At 63.0% G+C, this 24166-nt stretch carries 27 protein-coding genes; 13 read left to right on the top strand and 14 right to left on the bottom strand.

The annotated features are described in order from the left end of the window. The first annotated feature begins 29 nt into the window (after positions 1–29). The 3 genes from FJ938_RS25055 (at position 30) to FJ938_RS25065 (ending at position 3970) form a co-directional block, all read left to right on the top strand. Positions 30–1385, top strand: a complete 1356-nt coding sequence (locus tag FJ938_RS25055) for a sugar ABC transporter permease (RefSeq protein WP_140698496.1) — start codon at positions 30–32, stop codon at positions 1383–1385. 11 nt (positions 1386–1396) lie between these two features. Next, a complete protein-coding gene (locus FJ938_RS25060) occupies positions 1397–2197 on the top strand; it encodes an ATP-binding cassette domain-containing protein (protein ID WP_140698499.1) in 801 nt (266 codons plus the stop codon). Between the two features lie 150 nt (positions 2198–2347). Continuing rightward, a complete protein-coding gene (locus tag FJ938_RS25065; RefSeq protein WP_140698502.1) occupies positions 2348–3970 on the top strand; it encodes a CHASE domain-containing protein in 1623 nt (540 codons plus the stop codon). A gap of 92 nt (positions 3971–4062) precedes the next feature. On the opposite strand, the gene FJ938_RS25070 is transcribed toward FJ938_RS25065, so the two are convergent. The 6 genes from FJ938_RS25070 to FJ938_RS25090 all read right to left on the bottom strand — a co-directional run bounded on the left by FJ938_RS25070 (position 4063) and on the right by FJ938_RS25090 (position 7584). Beyond that, positions 4063–4308, bottom strand: a complete 246-nt coding sequence (locus FJ938_RS25070) for a YMGG-like glycine zipper-containing protein (protein WP_140608856.1) — start codon at positions 4306–4308, stop codon at positions 4063–4065. A gap of 83 nt (positions 4309–4391) precedes the next feature. Further along, on the bottom strand, positions 4392–4718 hold the full coding sequence (locus tag FJ938_RS25075) for a hypothetical protein (protein WP_140608854.1): 327 nt from the start codon (positions 4716–4718) through the stop codon (positions 4392–4394). Positions 4719–4897: 179 nt separating this feature from the next. After that, on the bottom strand, positions 4898–5074 hold the full coding sequence (locus FJ938_RS29615) for a hypothetical protein (protein WP_181169178.1): 177 nt from the start codon (positions 5072–5074) through the stop codon (positions 4898–4900). 139 nt (positions 5075–5213) lie between these two features. Next, on the bottom strand, positions 5214–6248 hold the full coding sequence (locus FJ938_RS25080; RefSeq protein WP_140698505.1) for a sensor histidine kinase: 1035 nt from the start codon (positions 6246–6248) through the stop codon (positions 5214–5216). 185 nt (positions 6249–6433) lie between these two features. Then, positions 6434–6598: a DUF1328 domain-containing protein gene (locus FJ938_RS25085; protein ID WP_010911886.1), complete on the bottom strand. Its 165-nt coding sequence runs from the start codon at positions 6596–6598 to the stop codon at positions 6434–6436. 191 nt (positions 6599–6789) lie between these two features. Continuing rightward, positions 6790–7584, bottom strand: a complete 795-nt coding sequence (locus FJ938_RS25090) for a response regulator (protein ID WP_140608850.1) — start codon at positions 7582–7584, stop codon at positions 6790–6792. 220 nt (positions 7585–7804) lie between these two features. Here FJ938_RS25090 and FJ938_RS25095 point away from each other — a divergent pair, with 220 nt between their 5' ends. Then, complete coding sequence (locus tag FJ938_RS25095; protein WP_140608848.1) at positions 7805–8008, top strand: NepR family anti-sigma factor; 204 nt, start codon at positions 7805–7807, stop codon at positions 8006–8008. 4 nt (positions 8009–8012) lie between these two features. Next, a complete protein-coding gene (locus FJ938_RS25100; protein WP_013892668.1) occupies positions 8013–8564 on the top strand; it encodes a sigma-70 family RNA polymerase sigma factor in 552 nt (183 codons plus the stop codon). Here FJ938_RS25100 and FJ938_RS25105 read toward each other — a convergent pair. Beyond that, on the bottom strand, positions 8542–9141 hold the full coding sequence (locus tag FJ938_RS25105) for a response regulator (RefSeq protein ID WP_348642293.1): 600 nt from the start codon (positions 9139–9141) through the stop codon (positions 8542–8544). The genes FJ938_RS25100 and FJ938_RS25105 overlap by 23 nt on opposite strands. 168 nt (positions 9142–9309) lie before the next feature. Here FJ938_RS25105 and FJ938_RS25110 point away from each other — a divergent pair, with 168 nt between their 5' ends. Both FJ938_RS25110 and FJ938_RS25115 read left to right on the top strand, forming a co-directional pair. Then, positions 9310–9636 (top strand): DUF883 family protein, encoded by a 327-nt coding sequence (locus tag FJ938_RS25110; protein WP_140608845.1) that lies wholly within the window; start codon positions 9310–9312, stop codon positions 9634–9636. 11 nt (positions 9637–9647) lie between these two features. Beyond that, the gene (locus FJ938_RS25115) at positions 9648–10106 is read left to right on the top strand and encodes a hypothetical protein (protein WP_140698511.1); all 459 of its coding nucleotides are present in this window, start codon (positions 9648–9650) and stop codon (positions 10104–10106) included. 35 nt (positions 10107–10141) lie between these two features. Here the strand turns inward: FJ938_RS25115 and FJ938_RS25120 are convergent, their stop codons facing one another. Next, on the bottom strand, positions 10142–11674 hold the full coding sequence (locus FJ938_RS25120; RefSeq protein WP_140698514.1) for an HWE histidine kinase domain-containing protein: 1533 nt from the start codon (positions 11672–11674) through the stop codon (positions 10142–10144). A 137-nt stretch (positions 11675–11811) separates the two neighbouring features. Between FJ938_RS25120 and FJ938_RS25125 the strand changes: the two genes are divergently transcribed. Further along, entirely contained in the window at positions 11812–11985 is a 174-nt protein-coding gene (locus FJ938_RS25125; protein ID WP_140608839.1) for a hypothetical protein, read from the top strand. A 29-nt stretch (positions 11986–12014) separates the two neighbouring features. On the opposite strand, the gene FJ938_RS25130 is transcribed toward FJ938_RS25125, so the two are convergent. Further along, positions 12015–12935, bottom strand: coding sequence for a diacylglycerol kinase family protein (locus FJ938_RS25130; RefSeq protein ID WP_140698517.1), 921 nt, complete (start codon positions 12933–12935; stop codon positions 12015–12017). Positions 12936–13203: 268 nt separating this feature from the next. On the opposite strand from FJ938_RS25130, the gene FJ938_RS25135 reads away from it, so the two are divergent. Further along, a complete protein-coding gene (locus FJ938_RS25135; protein WP_140608835.1) occupies positions 13204–14487 on the top strand; it encodes a PRC-barrel domain-containing protein in 1284 nt (427 codons plus the stop codon). A 76-nt stretch (positions 14488–14563) separates the two neighbouring features. Here the strand turns inward: FJ938_RS25135 and FJ938_RS25140 are convergent, their stop codons facing one another. After that, positions 14564–16141 carry an alkaline phosphatase family protein gene (locus tag FJ938_RS25140; RefSeq protein ID WP_140698520.1) on the bottom strand — a complete coding sequence of 526 codons (1578 nt, stop codon included), beginning with the start codon at positions 16139–16141 and terminating at the stop codon, positions 14564–14566. Positions 16142–16369: 228 nt separating this feature from the next. Between FJ938_RS25140 and FJ938_RS25145 the strand changes: the two genes are divergently transcribed. From FJ938_RS25145 to FJ938_RS25160, 4 genes are all read left to right on the top strand, one after another. Further along, positions 16370–17302 (top strand): VOC family protein, encoded by a 933-nt coding sequence (locus FJ938_RS25145; protein ID WP_140698523.1) that lies wholly within the window; start codon positions 16370–16372, stop codon positions 17300–17302. Between the two features lie 4 nt (positions 17303–17306). Then, on the top strand, positions 17307–17927 hold the full coding sequence (locus FJ938_RS25150) for an alpha/beta hydrolase (protein ID WP_140698526.1): 621 nt from the start codon (positions 17307–17309) through the stop codon (positions 17925–17927). Positions 17928–17929: 2 nt separating this feature from the next. Next, entirely contained in the window at positions 17930–18229 is a 300-nt protein-coding gene (locus FJ938_RS25155; RefSeq protein ID WP_140698529.1) for a GNAT family N-acetyltransferase, read from the top strand. Positions 18230–18374: 145 nt separating this feature from the next. Next, positions 18375–19433, top strand: coding sequence for a dipeptidase (locus FJ938_RS25160; RefSeq protein WP_140698532.1), 1059 nt, complete (start codon positions 18375–18377; stop codon positions 19431–19433). A gap of 6 nt (positions 19434–19439) precedes the next feature. Here the strand turns inward: FJ938_RS25160 and FJ938_RS25165 are convergent, their stop codons facing one another. Genes FJ938_RS25165 through FJ938_RS25180 form a run of 4 tightly spaced genes read right to left on the bottom strand, consistent with a single transcriptional unit; the run spans position 19440 to position 24134 of the window. Then, positions 19440–19697 (bottom strand): hypothetical protein, encoded by a 258-nt coding sequence (locus tag FJ938_RS25165; protein ID WP_140698536.1) that lies wholly within the window; start codon positions 19695–19697, stop codon positions 19440–19442. 2 nt (positions 19698–19699) lie between these two features. After that, positions 19700–20959 carry an aminomethyltransferase family protein gene (locus FJ938_RS25170; protein ID WP_140698539.1) on the bottom strand — a complete coding sequence of 420 codons (1260 nt, stop codon included), beginning with the start codon at positions 20957–20959 and terminating at the stop codon, positions 19700–19702. A 3-nt stretch (positions 20960–20962) separates the two neighbouring features. Then, positions 20963–22528, bottom strand: a complete 1566-nt coding sequence (locus FJ938_RS25175; RefSeq protein ID WP_140698542.1) for an NAD(P)/FAD-dependent oxidoreductase — start codon at positions 22526–22528, stop codon at positions 20963–20965. Continuing rightward, positions 22515–24134 (bottom strand): NAD(P)/FAD-dependent oxidoreductase, encoded by a 1620-nt coding sequence (locus FJ938_RS25180; protein WP_140698545.1) that lies wholly within the window; start codon positions 24132–24134, stop codon positions 22515–22517. The genes FJ938_RS25175 and FJ938_RS25180 overlap by 14 nt, the downstream gene beginning before the upstream one ends. Between the last annotated feature and the right edge of the window lie 32 nt (positions 24135–24166).

The following is a 24166-nucleotide window of genomic DNA, read 5'->3' on the forward strand; positions in this document are numbered from 1 at the left end:
CGCCAGACGGCGGCCAGTGGGAGGAAATCATGACCGACACGACGTCCAACCCGCCGCAGGTCGATACCGCACGCGCCTCAGAACTCGGCGCGGTCGCCCGCTTCCTGAAGGCAACCGAGATCGACACCCGCATGCTCGGCATGATCGGCGCCCTGTTGCTGATCTGGGTCGGGCTGCACGTGATTTCGAGCCTGCGTCTGGGCGTCAATCCGCTCGATTTCGACAGCCGCACCTTCCTCACGCCGCGCAATCTATGGAACCTCTCCGTACAAAGCTCCGCGGTCGCCATCATGGCCTGCGGCATGGTGCTGGTCATCGTCATGCGCAACATCGACCTGTCCGTCGGCTCGGCCGAGGGCCTGATCGGCATGGTCATGGGTTTTGCCCAGGTGCATTTCCTGGTTCGGTTCGTCGGGCTTGAACTCGGCAATCCGTGGATCTGGGTGCTCGCGCTTGTCATCGGCCTGGTCCTGGGCCTGCTGATCGGCGCCTTCCAGGGCTTCATCATCGCCTATCTCGAAGTGCCCGCCTTCATCGTCACGCTCGGCGGCCTGCTGGTCTGGCGCGGCGCTGCCTGGTGGGTCACCAGCGGCCAGACCGTGGCGCCGCTCGACGCCACCTTCCAGCTGATGGGAGGCGGGCCGGCGGGATCGATCGGCGCCACCTGGAGCTGGATCGTCGGCATCGTCGCCTGCCTCGCCGTGGTGTTTGCGCTTTTCAACGGGCGGGTGCAACGCAAGCGCTTCCGTTTCCCGCTGCGCCCGATCTGGGCCGAGACGCTGCTTGGCGCCGTCACCTGCGCCGCCATCATGGGCGCGGTGTGGCTGGCCAACTCCTATCCGTGGCCGATCGGCATCGTGAACAGATACGCCGCCGCCAACAACATCACCGTGCCCGAGGGCGGCCTGTTCATCGCTCACGGCATCGCCATTCCGGTGCTGATGGCGGTTGCGGTCGGGCTGATCATGACCTTCATCACCAACCGCACCCGTTTCGGCCGCTATGTCTTTGCCATCGGCGGCAATCCGGAGGCCGCCAATCTCGCCGGCATCAACACGCGCTGGATCACCATGAAGGTGTTCATGATCATGGGCGTGCTGGCCACGATCGCCGCCGCGATTTCGTCGGCCCGGCAAAACTCGTCCACCAATGTGCTTGGAACATTGGACGAGCTGCTCGTCATCGCTGCGGCCGTCATCGGCGGCACGTCGCTTGCCGGCGGTTCGGGAACGATCATCGGCGCCATGCTCGGCGCGCTGCTGATGCAGTCGCTGCAATCCGGCATGGTGCTGCTCGGTGTCGACTCGCCGCTGCAGAGCATCGTCGTCGGCGCCGTGCTGGTCATCGCCGTCTGGCTCGACACCGTCTATCGCAAGCGGGTTTAGAGGATACGATCATGGCTGACAAAACCGTACCCGCCGGCCCGCCGCTGGTCGACATGCGCAACATCTCGATCGCCTTTGGCGGCATCCGGGCCGTCGACGACGCCTCGATCGATCTTTTCCCCGGCGAGGTCGTGGCGCTGCTCGGCCACAACGGCGCCGGCAAGTCGACGCTGATCAAGATTCTCTCCGGCGCCTACAAGCGCGACGCCGGGCAGATCTTCGTCAATGGCGAGGAAGCCACGATCACCAACCCGCGAGATGCCAAGAAATACGGCATCGAGACGATCTACCAGACGCTGGCGCTGGCCGACAATGTCGACTCCGCCGCCAATTTGTTTCTCGGCCGCGAGCTGATGACCGCCTGGGGCACGCTCGACGACGTTGCGATGGAGGCCGAGGCGCGCAAGGTGATGGGGCGCCTCAATCCCCGCTTCCAGCGCTTCAAGGAGCCGGTCATAAAGCTGTCAGGTGGGCAGCGGCAGTCGGTGGCGATCGCACGCGCGATCCTGTTCAACGCCCGCATCCTGATCATGGACGAGCCGACCGCGGCGCTTGGGCCCCAGGAAACGGCACAGGTCGGCGAACTGGTCAGGCAGCTCAAGTCCGATGGCATCGGCATCTTCCTGATCAGCCACGACATCCACGATGTGTTCGAACTGGCCGACCGGGTCTGCGTGATGAAGAACGGCCAGGTCGTCGGCACCGCGCGTACCACGGATGTAACCCAGGACGAGGTGCTCGGCATGATCATCCTGGGCAAATGTCCTCCTGGCGCCATTCCCGGACCGGGTGCGCTGAAGATCGCCGCCTGAGGCCTATCGGTCGCGCCCGGCATTGGCGGACCAGGCCCGCGTTGCCGCTCATGTGATATGCCAGTGATCGCGATGGCTTGGCCTGGCCATTGTGTTGGCCCGGCGACTTGCCCATAAAGGTCCGGTATTGCCCATGGACCGCATCATCCGTTGAAGAGACTTTTTCCAATCGTTGCGTTCATCGCCGTTGCGCTGATCAGCATGACCATGGCTGGGTTCGCCTATTTCGCGACGCAGGAAGCCGCCCGCATCAAGTTCGAAGCGGCGGCCGACGACGCACTCAACCGGATCGAGAGCCGGATCGACCTGCATCTGTCGCTGCTGCGGTCGACGCAGGCCCTGTTCGATGCCCGCAACGGCGACATCTCCCAGAACGAGTTCAAGGCGTTCTTCGACGCGCTGGATATCGACAACAATTTCGCTGGCCTGCGCGGCATCGGCTTCCTTCAGCTTGTCAAGACGGGCGGCGAAGCGGCGGTCGAACGCGATATCCTGCACGATTTTGGCGCTAGCCATCCGGTCTATCCGGCCTCGACGCAGCCCTGGCGCGCGCCCATCACGCTTTTCGAGCCGCTGGATCCCTCCAGCCAGTCCAGCATCGGCTACGATATGTTCAGCGAGCCGGTGCGGCGCGCGGCGATCGAGAAGGCAATGGCGGATGACCAGCAGCACGCGAGCGGGCTGGTGCAACTGGGCCAGGGCACGGGCGTGGCGCAGACCTTCACCGGCTTCCTGGTCTTCGTGCGGCTCAACGTCGAAACCGCACCGGAGGTCATCAACGCATCGCGATCCTCGACCGCGGGCTTTCTTTACGCCGCCTTCCGGGCCCGCGACCTGTTCCAGATCGCGCTCAGCCGCGCGCCGCTGCTGCCGGTCAACACCGAGATCTATGACGGCGCGGTGAACGGCGACAATCTGCTGTTCCGGTCGGAGACGCCACCGGTTTCGGCCCTTGGTGACCGGCTGCTGGTCACCCGAAAGATCACGGTGGCCGGCCGTCCGTGGACCGTGCTGTTCAGGCCGACCAGCGCCTTCTCACAACCGTCGTCGCGCGCCATCCCGATGATGCTGGGGCTGTTCGGCCTGCTGCTGGCGGGCGCCATCGCGCTGGTGGCCCGCTATCAGGAGCGGGCCTACGAGGCGGTATCGCGCCTGCACGAAACGACCGAAAAGAGCCTGCTCGAAAAGGACCTGATGCTGCAGGAGATGAAGCATCGCATCAAGAATTCGATCACCAGGGTGCTGGCGATCGCGCGGCAGACGGCTTCGCGGGCGACCGATGTCAACGAGTTTTCCGCATCCTTCTCGGCCAGGCTGCAGGCCATGGCCGCGTCGCAGGACATGCTGACGCGCTCGCGCTGGCAGAAGGCCGATCTCGCCGACCTCCTGCGCATCGAGCTCGGCCAGGTTTTCGGCAAGGAATTGCCCGACGAGCTCCTCTCAGGCCCGGAGGTGCTGCTCGACGAGACCACGACGCAGGCGCTTGGCCTGACCTTCCATGAGCTGGCGACCAACGCGCTCAAATACGGCGAAGCCGGCAATTCCGTTGGCGCGCTCAAGGTGGACTGGCTGCTGGAAGGGCGCGGGCGCGAGCGGACGCTGGCCCTCAACTGGCGGGAGGCCGGAAACAAGAAAGTCGAGGCGCCGGCCGAAACCGGATTCGGCACCAAGCTGATCGACCTCAATGTCACGCGCGAACTGCGCGGCACGATCAAACGCGATTTTCAGGCCGATGGTCTGAAGGTGGAAATCAGAATTCCGCTGGTCGGCTAAATCTGCCGTCACCAGGCCAAGCAACAGATCACCGGTCAAGAAAATCCGGAGGCACGATACCGGCCTCCGGATCTGGATTCCGTTGTCGCTGACTAGTTGCAGCGCGCAGTGTAGATGCGGCCGTGGCGATCACGGTATTGGCAGTAGCCATTGCGCAGGTTGCGCACCAAAAGGCCGGAACCGGCACCAACAGCCGCACCGACCAGTGCGCCCTTGCCGCCGCCGACCAGGCCGCCGATACCGGCGCCAATCAAGGTACCGCCAGCCACATCCTTTTCGGTACTGGTACAGCCGCTGACCGCGACCACCGCAACCATGGCAATAATCATTTTCCGCATAGAGTCACTCCTCACTTTGTGTCCTCACTTTAGTAAACTCCAACCGCCATTTAGCATGAAACAACGGTCTTTGCTGCTCGAATTTATTGTTGGCTAAGGTCGTCTTTTTCTGGGCGCGCCGCGTTAGATGCCATGACGGGGCTGGAAATCGCCAGCGAAGCGTCGAGGCTGCCATCAGGGCGCACATTCCAGACGATCTGGTCGTAGTCATCCTCGAGCGCGGGATCGACAGCCAGGCATTTGGCAACGATGTGCTGCGCCTGCCCCTGAACGTCGCCCATGGCGAAGGGACGCTCGGCGGTGCATTGGTCGGCGGTTGCGAAGACGCTGACCGGCACCTGCAGTTCACGGCACTCGGCCATCGAGTTGGTGCAACCGATGACCAGCAGCAACGCGGCGATGTGTTCCATGGAGAAATATCCTCTCGCCACAACAACGGACCGCATCGCCAGAAAGTTCCTTTTCTACCCAGGGATAGGCGAATAATGCCGGCCCGCCAGCAACAGATTTCCGCAATGGCCCCCGTCACCTGTTGGAACGGCGGCCAGACCATATCCGAGCCGGCCCCCAGCCAGGACGCCGATCGCGATCAGGTGAACTGGAACAGCACTGTCAGGAGGATTGCCGCGACCAGCGCCAATGCAACGATGTCCGGTAACCGGTTGCGGGCAGCGGGAAGCGATTGCGCGGATGTCTCAGGGTCCAGAAACTCGCCCATGGAAATTCGGGCGGCCTGTTCCAGCCTGTTCATGTCGGCAACCGTCAAGGGCATCCTCCCGTACCGAGCTGTAAATGCTCCTGCGGAAATGTCCAAAAAAGCCGCAGGTTCCGCTGGTACCTGAGAAAAACAGTATTCATTCTCATGGTGAATAGCCGGTTAAGAATCGCTGCTTGTCGTGGCCCGCTCATTGAGTATCGAAGTTGCTGTGCGGAACGGTAAGGCGGTATTCAAGATGGCCATCGGCGATGTCGAGGCTCGCGGTTCCACTCAGGGATGCCGGCACCACCCGTTCCAGCGCGACGCTGCCGAAACGCTTTTGCTTGCCTCGGCCGCCGTTGGTGCCAATGGTTTCGGCCCATATGAGTGACAGGGTAACTTCACCGGTGGCGGCAGTGTTGAGATCGGCGGTCACCTCGACGAAACCATCCGGCCGGGACAGGGCACCGTAGCTGACCGAATTGACCGCGAGTTCATGCATCGCCAGGCCGATATGCAGCGCGGCGTTTGGATTGAGGTAGGGATTGGCGCCTCGGAAGCGAAGGCTATGCGGTGTGTTCGTCTCGTAGCGGCCGACCTGGCTCGCCACCAACTCATGGAGCGCCGCGCCGCGCCAGTTGGAGGATGTCACCAGATCCTGGGAAGAAGCCAGCGACTGCAGCCGGCCGCGAAAACGCGTCAGGAAGTCGCTGATGCCATCGGAATAGCGACCGGTCTGGGTCGCGATGCTCTGGATGATCGCCAGGAGGTTCTTTGAGCGGTGGCTGACTTCGCGCAGAAGCGTTGTCAGCGTCTGTTCGCGCCGTTTCTGCTCGGTCGTCTCGACCATGGTGGTGACGACACCTTGCACGTCGCCGCCGTCGCCCCGGTCGGCATCAACCCAAACCTGGAACCAGCGCACGCCGTTCTCGACCGGCATACTGATCTCAAGGTGCTGAGGATTGCCAGTCACGACCACATCGCGCTTGGCGGCGCTGATGCGGTCGGTCTGCGCGAGCGGCAGGATGCCGTTGCTATCGGTATTGTCCGAAACCCAGGGCGCACGCATGTTGCGGGCCCAGACGGTCTTCATCTCGCGATCCTGATAAAGGACCGAGATTCCAGCATTGTAGAGGGCGTGGAGTAAAGCCCGGCCAAGCTGCATGCCGCTTTCTGCCGGATGCAGGGCAATGACCTCGTCGCTTCGTGCGCTTTCCGTTTTATCTGGAGTCCTGGAGCGCATCGGTCCATCTGTCCACCCACCTCAGGCTGAACGGCTCACCGTCAAATGGGTTCCCCATGAAATTTGTCGAAAGCCGGCCTCCAAAATCGGTCCGCCGGGCGGTGTCCCTTTGAAAGGATACCGCCCGGCGGTGGCTGGAAACCGTTTGAGGGGTGCGGCTTCCAGTGTTCGCCTGGATGGAGCGTTCACGCCCGCCTGAACAGGCCGGCAAGAAGCGAAATGACCAGGAAGGCGAGAAAGATGAAGAACAATATCTGCGCGATCCCAGCAGATGTACCGGCGATGCCGCCAAAACCAAGCGCGCCGGCGATGATTGCTACGACGAGAAATACGAGCGCCCAGTAAAGCATGGCTCTTCTCCTTCCGAATGATGCTGACAAAACGTGGGTGGCTGCGGATTGTTCCACCCTTTGCCGAAAAAGACGATGCGTGCAATGGTTCGGATCAATTCGCCGATAAGGACCGCAAAGGGCCGCCCGATGCATCACATCGGGCGGCCCTCGCAGTCATACTGTCCGATCAGATCCGCGAGGCCCTGATCCTACGCGGCGGCCTTAGCCTGACGGTCGAAGAACAGCGCCTGGCTGATCAGCGCCTTGACCATGTCGGGATTGAAAGGCTTGGTCACCAGGAAGGCCGGTTCGGGGCGCTCGCCGGTCAGGAGGCGCTCCGGAAAGGCGGTTATGAAGATAACCGGCACGGAGGTCGACGACAGGATTTCGTTGACCGCCTCGATGCCTGAACTGCCGTCGGCGAGCTGGATGTCGGCCAGCACCATCTTCGGCCGCGTCTTGCCGAACATCGTCACCGCTTCGGCGTGGGTGCGCGCCGTGCCGACGACACGATGGCCGAGGCTCTCGACCATCTCTTCTATGTCCATGGCGATCAGCGGCTCGTCCTCGATGATCAGCACGTCGGTTGCCACCTGGCGGGAAATCTCATCGCTTGCCTGGGCAAGCAATTCGGAGAACTCCTGTTCGCCGACGTCGAGTATCTCGGCGGCCTCGTCCTCGCTGAAGCCTTCCACCGCAACCAGCAGGAAAGCCTGGCGGGGAAGCGGCGCGATCGCATTGAGATTGGCGGCCGCGCGTTGCTCCCACGCCGATTGTGCCTGCTCCTGCGGCACGCGGATGGCGACCGAGGTGAAGAGCTTGGCGAAAACCTTGTACAAGGCGATGCGGTCGCTCGATGCCTCCGGGAAGATGTCGATATCGGCAATGATGGCCTCGAGCATGGCGGCGACCAGCGCGTCGCCGCTCTCTTGCGATCCCGAGACGGCACGCGAGAAGCGGCGCAGGAATGGCAGATGCGGAGCGATGGTAGCGGATAAGCTCATGATGGACGTCTCCCTCAGATGACGCGTTTGACTGAATCGCAGGTCAAGCTGCATGCAAGTCCCACGGGTACAACGCGGCCATTCCGAAAAAGTTCCGCGTGATATGGAACGAATGGGCGGCGACGGCGTTTGGGGACGGGATGGGCAACCACACGGGGGGCCGCTCGCCTTGTGTTGAGTTGAATAAGGGCGGCTTCGGTGCTGGGAATATAAGGGCAAAATGAAGAATATGACGAAAGATATTTTGGCTGGCGCCGCGGGCAGGCGCCGGAACGGGGTCGGCGATCCATTGGGGCCGAATTCCGAAATCGGGCGAAAACTCAAACAGTATTATGACGAGTTGGTGTCCGACGATGTGCCGGATCGCTTTGCCCGGTTGCTCAGCCAACTGGAGCAGACCGAACCCGCGCAGAAAAAGGACTGAGGGCATGGCAGCGGTCTCCCAAGGCTTCAAGACCGATCTGCTTGGGGCAATACCAAGCTTGCGGGCGTTTGCCGTGTCGCTGACGCAGAATGCCGACAAGGCCGACGACCTCGTTCAGGAAACGCTGGTCAAAGCCTGGGACAAGCATGAGAGCTTCCAGCCCGGCACCAATCTCAAAGCCTGGCTTTTTACGATCCTGCGCAATGAATTCTATTCGCAAATGCGCAAGCGCGGCCGCGAAGTGCAGGACAGCGACGGCATCATGACGGCCAGGCTCGCGGTGCATCCGGCCCAACACGGCCAACTCGACCTCAAGGATTTTCGGGGCGCTCTCGAGCAGCTTCCGGAGGACCAGCGTGAGGCCATCATCCTCATCGGTGCGTCGGGCTTCTCCTATGAAGAGGCCGCCGAAATCTGCGGCTGCGCGGTCGGAACGATCAAGAGCCGCGTCAGCAGAGCCCGCACACGGCTGCAGGAAATCCTGAAAATCTCCGGCGAAGACGAATATGGCCCCGATGCGATCTCAACTCAGGTCACCGGGACGGCTGCACATTGAAGCGCGATCCGGCCGCGGCCGCATCGGTCTCGACACCAGGGGAGCCACGTCCGTAAGCCAGTGCCACCGCTTCGACGAGATCTTGGCCTGAATAGGGTTTGGAGACCAGCCTCACTCCAGGAAAGGATACCTGGATCTCGTGCGCATCCGAATAGCCGGAGGCAAACACGAACGGGACGCCTGTTTCCCGCAAGCCGGCGGCGAATTCGAGCGTCGAGGCGCCACCCAGCATCAGATCGACGATGGCCACGTCGAATTGCAGTGCGATCTTTCGGCCATCGACCTCGGTCAGGTCGCGGGCAACCACCACTTCGTTGGCACCATGGTCGCGGCAAAGCTGCTCCACCTCCATGGCAATGAGGAATTCGTCCTCCAGGACAAGAATTCGCAATCCGTCAAGCAAGTGAGGCACAGGCAATCGCTCCATGAGACGTCGTGATTCATGATCGCAATTTGGCGCGTTGTCATTTAAAAAAGACATGCCGCCAGCGGCGGTATCCGACCCTGGCAAGCGATTGAAACCTGACCTGCCGGCTGGCAGGCTTTCGAAGAGGGGGTCGACAACGAAAGCGCTCAAGCAGCTCGCCGGCTGGGAAGGGCTGGGCGGGGCCGCCGCCCACTGATCTGATGCGGCTAATCCCTGGCAGATGGATGCGCGCCGGGAGGTTTTCGGCTAGTTTTCCCAACGTCGGAACCTTGAGACGCACGGCGCGTTTGAAATCGAGCAATCACAAGGAGTTAAGCAATGGCAACCGCCGCAGGGAAAACCGCCAACGAGGCGCGGGCGAATTCGGATCTCGAAGCCGACATCAGGCAGTTGAAGGCCGATATCAACAAGCTCACCAAGCAGTTGGCCAAGACCGGCGAAGATGGCTACGGCACAGCGCGCCGCGCGGCGGCGGAAGGCGTCGAGCAGTTGCGCGCTCAGGGTGAAGCGGCCTTCGACAGCCTGCGCGGCAACGCAAGGGACATCGAGGCCCAGATCGTTGCAAGCGTTCGGGAAAAGCCCGTGACGTCCCTGGCGATCGCCGCCGGCGTCGGCTTCCTCTTCGCGCTGCTCGCGCGCCGCTAGTTCCGCCGCAGATGGGACTGCTGACATCCCTGCTTTCGGGTTTCGCCTCCGGTGAAACCATGGCCGCCATACGCCGCGCGCGTACGGCGGCCATCATCTATGCGCTTGCCGCGCTGGCGGCGCTCTGCGGTCTCGGCTTTCTGGTCGGGGCAGCCTATATCTGGGTTGCCGCCCGCTATGGATCGCAGGTGGCGGCACTCGGTTTCGGCATCGGCTTCCTGGTGATCGCCGGGCTCGTGCTTCTGAGCCATCGCTTGATGGCCGGGGCCCGTGCCCGCCGCGAGGCAAGGCGGCGTAAAGCCGATATGAAGGCGATCGGCATCTCCGCCGCACTTGCGGTGCTGCCGGCATTGATTAAGGGAAAAGGCGGCCTCGGCGTCATTCTGGGTCCGGCCGCGGCACTTGTGGCCTATGCCATCTACCGCGAGAACGTGAAGCCCGACGATCCGGAGGCCAAGGGGCGGAAGTGACGCCGCCGCTTGGATCCGCGATTATGGTCAGTCAGTCACTTAGACAGATCTTCCAGCGGCATCGATATTGCGGCGAATACGCCTTCGGGCCGGAATTCATGGGTCACTTTGCTTGAAATGACCTTGGCCAGGCTGCGGCGGATGAGGATCGAACCAAAGCCGTGGCGCTCGGGCGGGGCAACCCGTGGGCCGCCGCTTTCGCGCCAGGTCAGCACCAGGCGCCGGGCGCCCTTCCTTCCCTGTGTCTTCCAGTCGAGATCGACCTTGCCGGATGCAACCGACAGAGATCCATATTGCAGCGCGTTGCTGGCCAATTCGTGCAGGATAAGGCCGAGGCCGACGGCCTGATCGGGCGACAGCAGCAGATCGGCGCCGGAGATGGTGATACGCGGCCGATCGGCCGTGTCGAACGGCCTGATCTCGATCTGGACGAGTTCGCGGATGCCGATACCGCGCCACTCGCGGTCGGACAAGAGATTGTGGGCGATGCCCAGGGCCTGAAGCCGGGCGCCGAAAGCCTCGAGGAATTCGCTCGGCTGACGGGCATGACGCACGGTCTGGGTCGCCAACGCCTGGACGGTCGCCAGCGTGTTCTTGACGCGGTGGTTGAGTTCGCGCAGCAAAAGCCTCTGCCGCTCCTCGCCGAGCTTGCGTTCGGAGATGTCGTAGTTGACGCCGAAGATCAGCGTGGGCTTGCCGTCGCCATCGCGCTCGATGACACGGCCGCGTGTCGCCACCCAGCGCGGCGGATGAAAACCTTTCACGCGATATTCGCCGAAATAGTCGTCGCTGCCGGTCAAGGCATCGCGAAAGCGGGTTTCGGTCTGGTAGACGTCGCGCGGGTCGATGGCGGCGAGGATGTCGCGTGCTCGTAGGCGGGTCGAGCGCGGCAGGTTGAACAGTTCCGACAGCCGGACATCGCATTCGATCATGTCGCTGCGGATATCCCATGCCCAGCTGGCGAGCGAGGCCGCGTCGAGCGCGATGGCGCGCCGTTTTTCCTCGCGCGCAAGCGCGGCCTCGGCGATAGCACCGCTACGGGTCGCATCCTTCAAGGTGAACAGGCTGCCGGCAAGGCCGGCGAGAGTCTTCAACTGGTCGAGCCTTGCCGGGGATGGATAGGCGTGCGGCTTGCGGTCGAACACGCATAGCGTGCCGATCCTGGCGCCCGCGACGATGATCGGAGCGCCGGCATAGAAGCGCACATGACGCTTGCCGGTGACCAGCGGGTTGGCTCTGAACCGTGGATCCGTCGTTGCGTCCGCCACCACCATGGGTTCGTCGCCAGCGGCGATGGTGTGGGCGCAAAAGGAGATATCAGTCGCGGTCCCGGTCTCGTCCAGGCCGAAGCGGGACTTGAACCATTGCCGTTCGAGATCGACGAGCGTGACCAGTGCGACCGGCACGTGCATCACGGCCGCGGCAAGGCTGGTGATGCGGTCGAAATCCGGATCGGCCGCGGTATCCAGCATCTCCAGCCCATGCAACACAGCCAGCCGGTCTTCGTCCCTCACCGCGCGCGCAACCTTGGCCGGCAGACCCGGCCCTGTTTCGCTCCTGCTATTCACCCAAATCCCCAATGTCCCGGCCTTCGCCGTCTTGCCCGCCAGGCCAGGCGTCTCCGGAACCATCCTAGCAAGGAACCGTTACCCGACCATGATTTGCCGGATGCACCCGGTAGTGCAAAACGAGACAAGGACCGACCATGACCAAGATCATTCCCGAAAACAAAGCGCGTCAGGGGCGATGGGGCTGGCACGGTTTGCGTATTCTGATCGCTGCGCTGCTTCTGGCCTTCGCGGCCTGGGGCATTGCCGAAATCTATGGCGAGGTGGCCAAGACCCCGGCGACAGAGCAAGGAAGTGCGCCAAGCGGCTAGATTTTCGGCCGCCGTCGTTTGAGATCGCATCAGGCGGCCTTTGCCTCGGCGATGCTGGCCGGCATCAGGACATTGAGCGCGCCAGGCTGGATTTCAATGATCGTCTCACGATCGAGCCTGACCAGTTCGCCATCCATGACGGCACGGAACTTCCTGCTGCCGGAATGAATTTTCAGAACCGTCCGATCGGATTGATGGATTTCGACATGCTCGTTGTCGCGCCATTTGCCGCGCGCCATGTTGAAGAGGAACTTGACGAGCTCGGCGCGTTGCTGCGCCACCGTGACATAGATGCCGAGCACGCCGCCCGCCGGATTGTCCGCATAAGGCAGGTGGCCTTCGCCGAACAGGTTGTTGGTGACGCCGATGCCTGATATGCGCGCCGTCATCTCGGCCTCGCCGATACTGAGCGTGACGTTCATGGCCGGCGGATTCTTGATCGTCGCCCAGGCCGCCTTGGCCGAAGCGCCGATCTTTCCGAGGCGCGAACCGAATTCCATCCTCTCGCGCAGCTGCACCATCCTTGCATGCATGCCTATGGAGAACTGATGGATGAAGGGCTGGCCGTTGGCCGTAGCCATGTCGACCGCGATGATTTCGCCGTCGGCGAAGGACTTCAGCGCCGCATCGAGCGACTGCGGAATGCCCAGGCCACGCGCGAACAGGTTCATGGTGCCGGCGGGCAATATGGCAAGCGCCTTTTTCTTGCCCATCAACCTGGCCGCCGCGGCTGAAATGGTTCCGTCACCGCCACCAGCCAGCACAACATCGACGGTGCGGCGCGAAACGGCATGGTCGAGAGTTTTCGCTACGTCCTTGCCGGCGACCACGTCTATGCTGAGAGTGTGGCCTGCCGTTTCCAGCGTCTGACGCATCGTGTCGGAAAAAGCGGCGAGGTCGGTGGTGCGCAAGGTGCCGCCGTCCTGGTTCAGCACCGCAGCAAATTTCATACCCCGCTCCGTAAGCTCAACCAAAAGCCGACCGGGACGCGCCCAGCCAAGGCAAAAACGCGGCGAAACGGGAAAAGTTCCGGCAGCGCCGGGGACCTACGGCTGCGTTTGGCGGCTGTCATCCATGAGCGTCGTGTTGGTAACGAATGCCAGGGCGTCTTTTGGAACAACAGCATGGTCACGACGTTGTGAACCCGTAGAAGACGCCGCGCCCGCGCCTTCCCTGTTCAACCGGACGCGGCGTGCACGAAATCACGAGGAGACCATCATGATCCGCACCCTTTTTGCCACCACCGCCCTCGCGACATTGATCGCCACCGGCGCTTTCGCGCAGAGCGCGACAACTCCCGCACCCGCCGCACCCGCCGCTGAGCAGCCGGCACCAGCAGCTCCGGTTCCGCGCGCCGAAGGCAGCATCGTCACCAACATCATTGGCGCATCCGTCTATAACGGCACTAGCGACAACGCCGAGAAGATCGGCAAGGTCAGCGATGTCGTCTTCGACAAGGATGGTATGGCGAAGTCCGTCGTCATCGGCGTCGGCGGCTTTCTGGGCGTCGGCACGAAGAATGTCGCCTTCGATTATGACAAGCTGCAGTGGGCCGAGAAGAACGGCGACCGCTGGCTGGTCGCACAGACAAGCAAGGACGAACTGAAGGCGCAGCCGGAGTTCGACAGCAAGGCCTATGCGCCGGCCCCTGCTTCGACGGGTGCGGCAGCGCCCGCGACAACCGCGCAAAATTCCGCCGACACGAATGCCGCGCCTGCCCAACCGGTGAAGCACGCCGAGGGCAACCTAGCGACCAATATCATCGACAAGGCCGTCTATAACGGCACCGGCGATGACGCGCAGAAAATCGGCAGCGTCAACGACATCGTGCTGTCCAAGGAAGGCAAGGCCCAATCCCTGGTCATCGCCGTAGGCGGGTTCCTTGGGCTCGGTGCAAAGAACGTAACCTATGATTTCAACAAGGCGCAGTGGGCGGAAAAGAACGGCGAGCGCTGGCTGGTGGCGCAGACCACCAAGGAAGAGCTGCAGGCACAGGCGGATTTCAACCGCAAGGCCTATGATCCGGCACCGGCGACGACCGCTTCCAACGCACCGGCGGCAACTGCGCCGGCTACCACCACGGCACCTGCCGCCGCTCCGGCGAACAAGACAGCCGAGGCTCAGCCAGCGCCCGACCAGACACAGACGGCCGCCATCGACAAATCGACGCTGACCGCGATGCCGGTCGGCGAGATCAGGGCCGACGACCTGAAAGGCACCACCGTCTACGGCGCCAACGACGCCAAGGTCGGAACAATCGGGGATGTCGTGCTCACACCCGACAAGAAGCCCGATGCGGTTATCGTCGACGTGGGCGGCTTCCTTGGCATCGGCGCGAAGGAAGTGGCGGTCGGCATGGACAATTTGAAATTCATGACCGACAAGAACGGCAAGAAATACCTCTATACCACTTTCACCAAGGAACAGCTTCAGGCGCAGGCTGCCTACGACAAAGGCAGCTATGCGCAGAACCGCGACCAGCAGCGGATGGTTGTGAAGTAAGGGAACAGGCAGTAGGCAGTAGGCAATAGGTGAAGACAAGCTGGTCAAGCACCGCCCATTTGGGATGTTCTACTGCCTACTGCCTACTGCCTACTGCCCACGCCCTTCCGAAATGCCCAGCAACGCCATTCTCCGTCAATTCCGCCAGCGCCAGAGACTGGTCGAGATGTTCAGCCCGCCAGGCAAGCAACCGTTCGGCGAACTCCAGGCGGGTGGACAGATGTGCAGGGCTCGTGGCGAGGTTGGTCAGTTCGCCAGGGTCCGCCTCCATGTTGAAAAGCAAGGGTGGCAAGCCGCCGCCAAAATGCACGTATTTGAATTTCTTGGTGCGGATGACGGCGAGGTTGCACTGACGCGAGGACACGCCGAAGTGTTGCTCGGCATCGCCGTCCGCGATCGAGCGGAAATCGAACTCCCAATGCGCGGCGTCGCGCCAAACCGCGGGGGTTCCACCGCTCAGGAATGGTTTCAGTGAGCACCCATCGAGATGCGGTTCGGGAGCCGCGCCAAGCAGATCCGCGAGCGTAGGCAATATATCCACCGCTTCGGTGAAGCGATCGACAGCGCTGCCGGCGGCCTTGCCGTGACGTGGGTCGCGGATGATCAGCGGTATGTGGTAGCCGCCGTCGAAATAGCCTCCCTTGCCCAGCATGAAATGATCACCCATCATCTCGGCGTGGTCGGAAGTGAGCACGATGATGGTATCGCCCCATGCGCCTGATGCCTTGACCGCTTGCCATACGCGGCCAAGCTGTGCGTCGACTTCCGAGATCATGCCGTAGTAAATCGCCCGGATGGTGCGGAAATCATCCTCGCTCCAGTCGTGCACTTTGCCTGTAGCACCGGGGCGGAACTTCGCCCGTCTCTGCCGGCCAAGATCATAGGCGAGATAGGGATGGCTCTGGGCTTCAGCCCGCCAACTTGCCGCGCGGTGAAAAGTGGGGCCGTCGGCCGGATCGTATAGCGTGTTGTAGGGCTCCGGTACGATGAAGGGTGGATGCGGGCTGATGAAGGAGAGATGCGCGAACCAGGGCGTGGCCTGCTCCTGCTCGCCGAGCCAGCGGATGAACTCACCGGCAAGGAAAGCCGTCGGCGTATGGTCTTTCGAATAGATTGGCGGCGCCTCAGTCACTGCGTCGGCGCCGTCTTCCTCGTCCAAAGGACGGTGGATGCCGGGAAATCCGGCGCTGGCATCGATGCCCTGCTGCGCCAGCCAGGACAGCCATTGCTTCTGATGTTCGGGCAGCTGCTGGCGCACCGTGAAACCCGGCAGCACGCCCTCGTAGCTTTTCAACCTTGGATCATCAGGCGCCAGCAGGCGGGGATCGAGCGCGACGTCGGTATAACCGAACAGCGTCGGATCATAGCCGAGGGCTCGGGCGTGCAGCGCGATGTTGCCATGACGGGCATCAAGCGGCGAGCCGTTGCGGCAGACGCGGTTGTTCATCTGATAGAGGCCGGTATAGAGGCAGGCGCGCGCCGGCGAGCAGGGCGCCGCGCCGCCATAGTGCCGCTTGAACAGCACGCCCTCGGCGGCCAGCGCGTCGGCGTTCGGCGTCTTCACCACGGGGTGGCCGGCGGCCGACAGGCAATCCCCCCGCCACTGGTCGCAGGTGATCAGGAGAACGTTCGGGCGCCTGGCTTTTCCTGTCATTCGCGATACCCTTGTCCCGACATGGCCGAGTACCATTCATGGACCCGATTTCCGGCACCAACGCAAGACCACCGGCTCTAGTTGATTGGTGAACAAAGCTCTTTCGGCTGTTCACTTTTAAAGCACAGTCCATGCTGTGTTTGCAGCCTTGGACGCAAGCAGGCCTGCCCTCATATTGGCATGGACAGCGGCCAGGGCCGCACGAACACAAGGGAAGGAGCCAAGACAATGCTCGACCAGATCAAGGGTCTGCATCACGTCACCTCGATGGCTGGGGATGCCCGACAGAACAATGATTTCTTCACCCACAAGCTCGGCCTGCGCCGGGTCAAGAAGACCGTCAATTTCGACGCACCAGACGTCTATCATCTCTATTATGGCGACGAGGTCGGCACGCCCGGCTCGGTGATGACCTATTTTCCGTTTCCCAACATCGGCAAGGGCCGTCATGGCGTCGGCGAAGTCGGCACCACCGTTTACTCCGTGCCGGAGGGCACGCTCGACTATTGGGAAAAGCGGTTCATCGACGAAGGCGTGACCGGTGTTTCCCATGAGGAGAGCTTTGGCGAGAAGCGGCTCAAATTTACCGGTCCCGATGGCGATGGTTTCGCGCTCGTCGAGGATAAGGCCGACGGCCGCGCGCCCTGGGTGAAGGGCGGTGTTCCCGCTGACGAAGCGATCCGTGGCTTTCACTCGGTTTCGCTCAGGCTGAAGGATGGCGGCGCCACCGAGGAGCTCCTGAAATTCATGGGCTACGAAGAGATCGAGACATCAGGCAATGTCAGTCGGCTCGCCGTGAGGAACGGCAACGGCGCCGATGTCGTCGATATCGAATCGCTGCCGACCGCGGCCTTCGCCGATCTCGGCGCCGGCTCCGTCCACCATGTCGCTTTCGCGGTCGAGAACCGCGCCAAGCAGCTCGAAGTGCGCAAGGCGTTGACGGACACAGGCTATGGGGTCACGCCGGTGATCGACCGCGATTACTTCTGGGCGATCTATTTCCGCACGCCGGGTGGCGTGCTGTTCGAGGTCGCCACCAACGAGCCGGGTTTCGACCGCGACGAGGACACCGCGCATCTGGGCGAAGCGCTGAAACTGCCGACGCAGCATCAGCATCTGCGGCCCTATCTCGAACAGCATTTGCAGAAGCTGGAAGGCTGAAGCAATGAGCAAGGACGCTTACACCTATAAGAGCCTGCCCGGTTCGCCGGGCGGTCCCTTGCTGTTCGTCTTCCACGGCACGGGCGGTGACGAGAATCAGCTCGTCTCGCTGGGGCACGATCTCGCGCCCCAGGCTACCATCGTCTCGCCCCGCGGCGATGTGTCGGAGTATGGCGCGGCGCGCTTTTTCCGCCGCACCAGCGAGGGTGTCTACGACATGGACGATCTTGCTCGAGCGACCGGGAAGATGGCCGATTTCGTCAAAGCGCATGTCGAGGCGGCGAAGCCCTCGGCGGTCTACGGCCTTGGCTATTCCAATGGCGCCAATATCCTGGCGGCTCTGGTGTTCGAAGCCCCTGAGCTGTTCGACGCTTCGGTGCTGATGCATCCGCTGATCCCGTTCGAGCCGGAGGTCAAAGGCAGCCTTGCCGGCCGCCACATCCTGCTGACCACTGGCAAGCGCGATCCGATCTGCCCGCCGAACTTGACGGCGCGGCTCGAAGCCTATTTGCGTGCCGACGGTGCCGATGTCACAGTGGAGTGGCACGAAGGCGGGCACGAGGTGCGGCCAAATGAAGTCGAGGCGGCGCGGCGGCTTTTTGCCGGTGTCGCCCAAGGAGTGTAGAGATGCCCGACCAACTGCCCGAGATCGAGCTGGAAGATCGCGGCTCCAAAGGCCGCTATTTCCTGCGCGGGCCCGACGGCGCCGAGGCGGAGATGACCTTCACCAAGATCGGCGAGCATCAGCTCATCATCGATCACACTGAAGTGCCGGACGCATTTCGTGGCCAGGGTGCCGGGCTTCGGCTCGTCACCCGAGCGGTCGAGGACGCGCGTGCGGCAGGCAAGAAGATCATCCCGCTTTGCCCGTTCGCCAATGCCCAGTTCCGGCGACACCCGGAATGGGCCGATGTGTTGAAGCAGTAGGCGCGCAGGCACTTTTTGGTAGGCAGCAGCGGGGGACAAAAGGGGCAGTCCCCGCTGCCGGCCGGCATTGTAATTTGCGCCGACCGTGCATCTTGCCTAGATAGGATACATCGCCGCGCCGACAAACGAATTGAATGATCCCCCGATGACCGAAACAGATCTCGTCCCCGTCTTCGACGGCCACAACGACACGCTGCTCAGACTCTATCAGTCGAAGGACACGGACGTCGAAAAGCTGTTCATCGAAGGGAAATCGGGCGGGCATATCGACCTGCCGCGCGCCAAGGCCGGTGGCTTCGCCGGCGGCATGTTCGCCATCTTCCCGCCGCCGGTCGAAAAGGCCAGGCGCAGCGCCGTGCCCTCGGCGCCGAGCGCCAGCGAGCCGCTGCCGCCAGAGGTGCCGCGCGCCGATGCGCTCAATTCGACGATCGCGATGGCGTCGATCCTGTTCCGGCTGGAGCGGGCGGGAGCGCTTGCCGTCTGCCGCAGTGCCGGCGATATCCGCAACGCCATGGCCAAAGGCACGATTGCCGCCGTGTTCCACATCGAGGGCGTCGAGGCAATCGATCCTGAACTCACCATGCTCGACGTGCTGCATGCGGCCGGCTTGCGTTCGCTCGGCATCGTCTGGAGCCGGCCGAACGCCTTCGGCCACGGCGTGCCGTTCCGCTTTCCGTCCTCGCCCGACACCGGCCCGGGCCTGACCGATGCCGGCAAGGCGCTGGTCAAGGCCTGCAACGAACTCAAAATCATGATCGACCTCTCGCATCTCAACGAGAAGGGCTTTCGCGATGTCGTGGGCCTCAGCGACGCGCCCCTGGTCGCCACCCACTCCAACGTGCATGCGATCTGCGGCCATTCGCGCAACCTCACCGACTGGCAGCTCGGCGCGATCCGCGAATCCGGCGGCATGGTCGGGCTGAATTTCGCCACCGGGTTTTTGCGCGAGGACGGCCGCATGAATGCCGATACCAGCCTCGATCTCATGGTGCGCCACATCGATTCCCTTTTGCAGGCCCTGGGCGAGGACGGTGTTGGTCTGGGTTCTGATTTCGACGGCGCCATGATCCCGGCCGTGATCGGTGACGTCGCCGGCTTGCCGAAGCTGATCGATGCACTGGCGGCACGCGGTTTCGGCCACGCGCTGATTGAGAAGATCGCCTATCGCAACTGGCTGGCAATGCTGGAAAGAACGATAGGATAGAGCATCCTATTCGAAGCCCATGCGCTTCAGCCAATCCCTGCCGACACCGCGATCCCTGATGATCGGCAGCGGGTTCGCCGAATCCAGTCTTGCGCAGATGCGGTAGACTTCGAGCGTCTCGGCGCTCATCTCATCACGCTTGTAGAAGAACATGGCGGCGGCGTAGCGCGTGCGTCCGGACCATTTCTCGCCGAGTGGCGTGTTGACCAGTTGCCACTGTTCGGCGGCTTCCGCACCATCGTCCAGCTTGTCGGCTTCGTCCATGGTCAGAAATCCGCCGGGGGATTGGCGGTGCGGCGGTCGAGCTTGATGAAGGGCCGCGCCACCACTTTGGCCCGCTTCATCAGCTTCTGATACTGCAGCTCGCGCATGGCGTAGATCTCGACCCAGAGGTCTTCCACGACGGTATCACCGTATGGCCGCGCCAGCGAGGCGATGGCGATGTTTCGCTTGGCCATTGGCGACCACATGGCGGCGCTGACGAGGCCAACTTCCTGGCTTTTCTTGTGGTAGACGATAGCGTGTTCGGCTGGGATGTTGCCTTCGATCTCCAGTCCGACCAGCACATGGCGGAACTTCCGTTTGGCGCGCGCTTCGAGGATGGCGCGGCAGCCGTTGAAGTGGCCTTTTTCCGGATCGATCATGAAGCCGAGCCCGATCTCGTCGGGCATGCGCGGACGGTCAGCGCGGATGGCATGCTCGGCGGTGGTGAAGTCGGCATTGGCAACGATCAGCCCGGCCTCGAGCCGCGCGCGGTTGAGCGCGGTGTAGCCGATCGCACGGATACCGCGCAGTTCGCCAGTGGCCATCAACCGGTCCCAGAGGCTCAACGCCTTTTCGGCTGGGACGAAGAGTTCGTAGCCGAGATCGCCGGTGAAGCCGGTGCGCGATATGGTGACGGTGCCGCCATCATGAGCAAACTCGGCGAGGTCGAAGATCTTCAATCCCTCGACACCTGCAAAGCCGGCGTGGCGCAATACGGCGAAGGAGGTCGGCCCTTGCAGCGCGAGCCCGGCGACGGCCTCGGTTTCTTCCTCAACGACGACGTCGAAACCAGTGGCGCTATCCAGCAGCCACGGCAGATGCCGCTCCTGCGAGCACAGGCGAAAGCGTGTCGGCGACAGACGGAACAGGGTGCCGTCGTCCAGCACAAACCCTTCATCGTCGCACCAGGCGGTGTAGTGGACGCGTCCCGGCCTGAGCTTGCTGACATCGCGCAGCGTGACGCGATCGAGGAAGGCTTCGGCCTCCGGTCCCTCGATCCGGTATTTGGTCATCGGCGAAATGTCGAACAGGGCCGCTTGGCTGCGGATAGCGAAGTATTCTAGTTCCTCGTCCCACAGCGAATGCGGCGCGCGGTAGCCGGCCCAATTGTACCAATCCTGGGTTTTGGCCAACGCGTCGAGGCGCGGCTGGAATGGTGTGCCGAGGCGCAACGTGCGGAAATGCCCCTGGGCGGCGATGCGGGTGGAAACAGCCGCATCGGCTGGCCTTGCAACGGGCTTCTTCCTGGTTGCCTGGGCCATGGCCTACCCTTTCATCGCAATGATACGCCGTGCGGCATTCAAGCCCGGTGCACCCGAGACGCCGCCGCCGGGATGTGAGCCGGCGCCGGCCAGGAACAGCCCGTCGAGCGGCGTGTCGTAGCCGGACCAGCCGGAGACGGGGCGCGAGACCAGCATCTGGTCGGCCTGCAACTCGCCATGGTGCCAATGTCCGCCTGGTATGCGGTAGCGTGTCTCGATATCGGCCGGCGTCAGAAGCTCGGCATGGACAACGCTCTTGCCGATGCCAGGCGCGTAGGCTTCGAGCTGCGCCATGATCGCCTCGAGGAATTTCGGTTTGCCGGCATCCCAGCCTTCCTTCAGCGCATAAGGTGCGTATTGCACCACGGCCGAGAGCACGCAGGCGCCGCTGGGCGCCAGCAACGGATCGGCAAGGCTGGGCAGCGTGATCTCCATCACCGGCTCGGGGGAGAACTCGCCATACTTGGAAGGGTTGAAGGCGCGCTCGACATGATCTGGCGAGTGCGCGATGATAAGTCTGCCCTTGTGAGCGGCGGCATCGGCACCAGTGAATTGCGGCGGCCGGTCAAGTGCCAGATGAAGCTTGGCGGCATCGCCCTTCATGCGGATATTTTTCACCTTGCGGACAAAGCCGGTGTCGATCTCGCGCGGCCCGACGAGCTCGAGGAAGGTGGTCGCCGGATTGATGGCCGAGACCACCGTCCTGGCGCGCAGTTCCTCGCCAGTGTCGAGCGCGACGCCGATTGCGCGGCCTTTCTCGATGACGATCCTCGCCACCGGCGACGATGTACGGATCGCGACACCAGCTTTTTCCGCCGCGATGCGGATGGCGGCAACCACCGCGCCCATGCCGCCCTCCGGCAGCAATTGCGCACCGGCAGCACCGCCGACTTCTCCAGCCAGGCGATAGTAGAGGCCGAGCAGCGAGGTCGGCGAGCGCGGGCCGAGGTGGCTGCCGAGCGTGGCGTCGAAGGCAAGCAGCCCCTTCAGCCTGATGTCGGCAAGCTGCTCGTCAAGCAGGTCGGCGACGTTCATCAGCAGGACGCGCAGAAAGTCGCGCATGTCTTCCTTGCCGAGCTTTTTCAAGGCCAGTGCGGTCTGACCGAGAGAAGCCGTCTCCAGCAGCGACATGCCGGCAAGGTCGGGCGCGCGTCGGGAGAGGAATGGCTTCAGGATGCCGGCATAGCGCAGCAGTTGTGCGCGCAGTTCCTTCCAGGCGGACTGTTCCGTCGAGCTGGCGCCGGCCAGCACTTCCCCATAGGCACCATGCAGGACAAGTGGCGGGCCGTCCTTCGACAGGGCAACCGAGGGCAGGAAGTCAGCGCGGGCGAATTGCAGCCCATGCTTCTCCAGTTCCAGCGTCTTCACCACATCGGGATGCAGACGGTTCAGCAGATGGGCGATCGAGGAGGCGCGGAAGCCCGGGGCGAATTCCTCGGTGCGCGCGGCGCCGCCGGCTTCGCCCGCGGCCTCCAGCACCAGCACCTTGCGGCCGGCTTTGGCCAGCGTGGCCGCGGCGACGAGGCCGTTATGGCCGCCGCCAATGACGATTGCATCAGATGACGTCATGGGCCGGGCTCATATGTGAGGTGGATTTGGCGAGATCGCGCAGGATTTCAGCCGCGGCATTGCGGCCGGGCGCGCCCATCACGCCGCCGCCCGGATGGCTCGAGGAGCCGCACATGTAGAGCCCACCCACCGGCGAGCGATATTGCGCGTAGCCCGGCACCGGGCGGTTGAACAGCAGCTGGTCGAAGGTCAGTTCGCCCTGGAAGATGTTGCCTTCGGTGAGGCCGACCTCGGCCTCGATCTCGCGTGGCGTGCGTACCTCCATGTGGACAATGCGGTCGCGGAAGCCGGGGGAATAGTCTGCTATCTGCGCGATCACGCTTTCGGCGAAGCCGTCGCGGTCGGCATCGGTCCATTCGCTACCCGCGATCTTCGGCGGTGCGTATTGCACGAAGCAGCTCATGAAATGTTTTCCCGGCGGCGCCATGGTCGGGTCGAGCGTCGTCGGGATGACCATGTCGAGGAACGGGTCGGCCGACCAGCGCCCGCCCTTCCAGTCGTCATAGGCGCGCTCCATGCGCTCCATCGAATCGGTGAAATGCATGTCGCCGCGATAAACCGGCGAATCCTTCGGCAGCGCCGGGAATTCCGGCAGCGAATCGAGCGCGATGTTGACCTTGCCGGAGGAGCCTCGAATCTTGAAGTTCTTCACCCGGCGCAGGAAGATGTCGGGCAGTTCCTTCTCCTCGACCAACTTCAGGAAGGTGCGCTTCACGTCGGCGTTGGAGACAACCAGCTTGCCGTAGATCTCCTCGCCGCCGGCCAGCACCACGCCCTTGGCCTTGCCCCGGTTCACCAGCACATGGTCGACCTCGGCGCCCGTGCGGATGGTTCCGCCCGAAGCCTTGAACGACGCGGCCAGCGCCCTGGTCACCGCACCCATGCCGCCGCGCGCATAGCCCCAGGCGCCGACCGACCCGTCGACCTCGCCCATATAGTGGTGCAAAAGGACGTAAGCCGTGCCCGGCGACATCGGTCCGAGCGCGGTGCCGATGATACCGGACAGCGCGAAGTTCGCCTTGATGACATCGGTCTCGAAATACTCGTCGAGGAATTCAGAGATCGACATCGTCCAGAAGCGCAAGGTCAGCGCCATCTCCTCGGCGGACAGGCCGGCGAATTTCTTGCCGAGATAGAGCAGTTCGCCAAGGTCGCGCGGCTTGAGGCTGGTCGGGTCTGGCGCGGTGCGCATCAACAGCGGCTGGACGAAACGGCACTGCCGCGTCACGTCGCGAGCGTAGCGGTCATAGGCCTCGGCATCGCGCCTGGAGAAGCGGGCGAATTCGCGCCGGTGTGCGTCGTGGTCGCGGTAATTGGCAAGGTAGTCGCCGTCGCGGGTGAACACCGCGCCACCCTCATAGGCGATGACCTGCAGGCCGAAGCGAGGCAGTTCGAGGTCGCGCATGATCTCGGGCCGAAACAGGGAACAGACATAGGAGCAGTTGGAGTAGAGGAAGCCCGGCGTCAGCTCGCGGCTGGTGGCCGCACCGCCGACCCAGTCATTCTTCTCGACCACCAGTACGTCGAACCCGGCCCGCTGCAGATAGCAGGCATTGACCAGGCCGTTATGTCCGCCGCCGATGACGATCGCATCCCAAGCTTTCATTGTGGCCCAATTTTCGTATGCGACCCGCTCTT

Origin of the sequence: Mesorhizobium sp. B2-4-14 (assembly GCF_006442155.1) — a bacterium.
Lineage (GTDB): Bacteria > Pseudomonadota > Alphaproteobacteria > Rhizobiales > Rhizobiaceae > Mesorhizobium.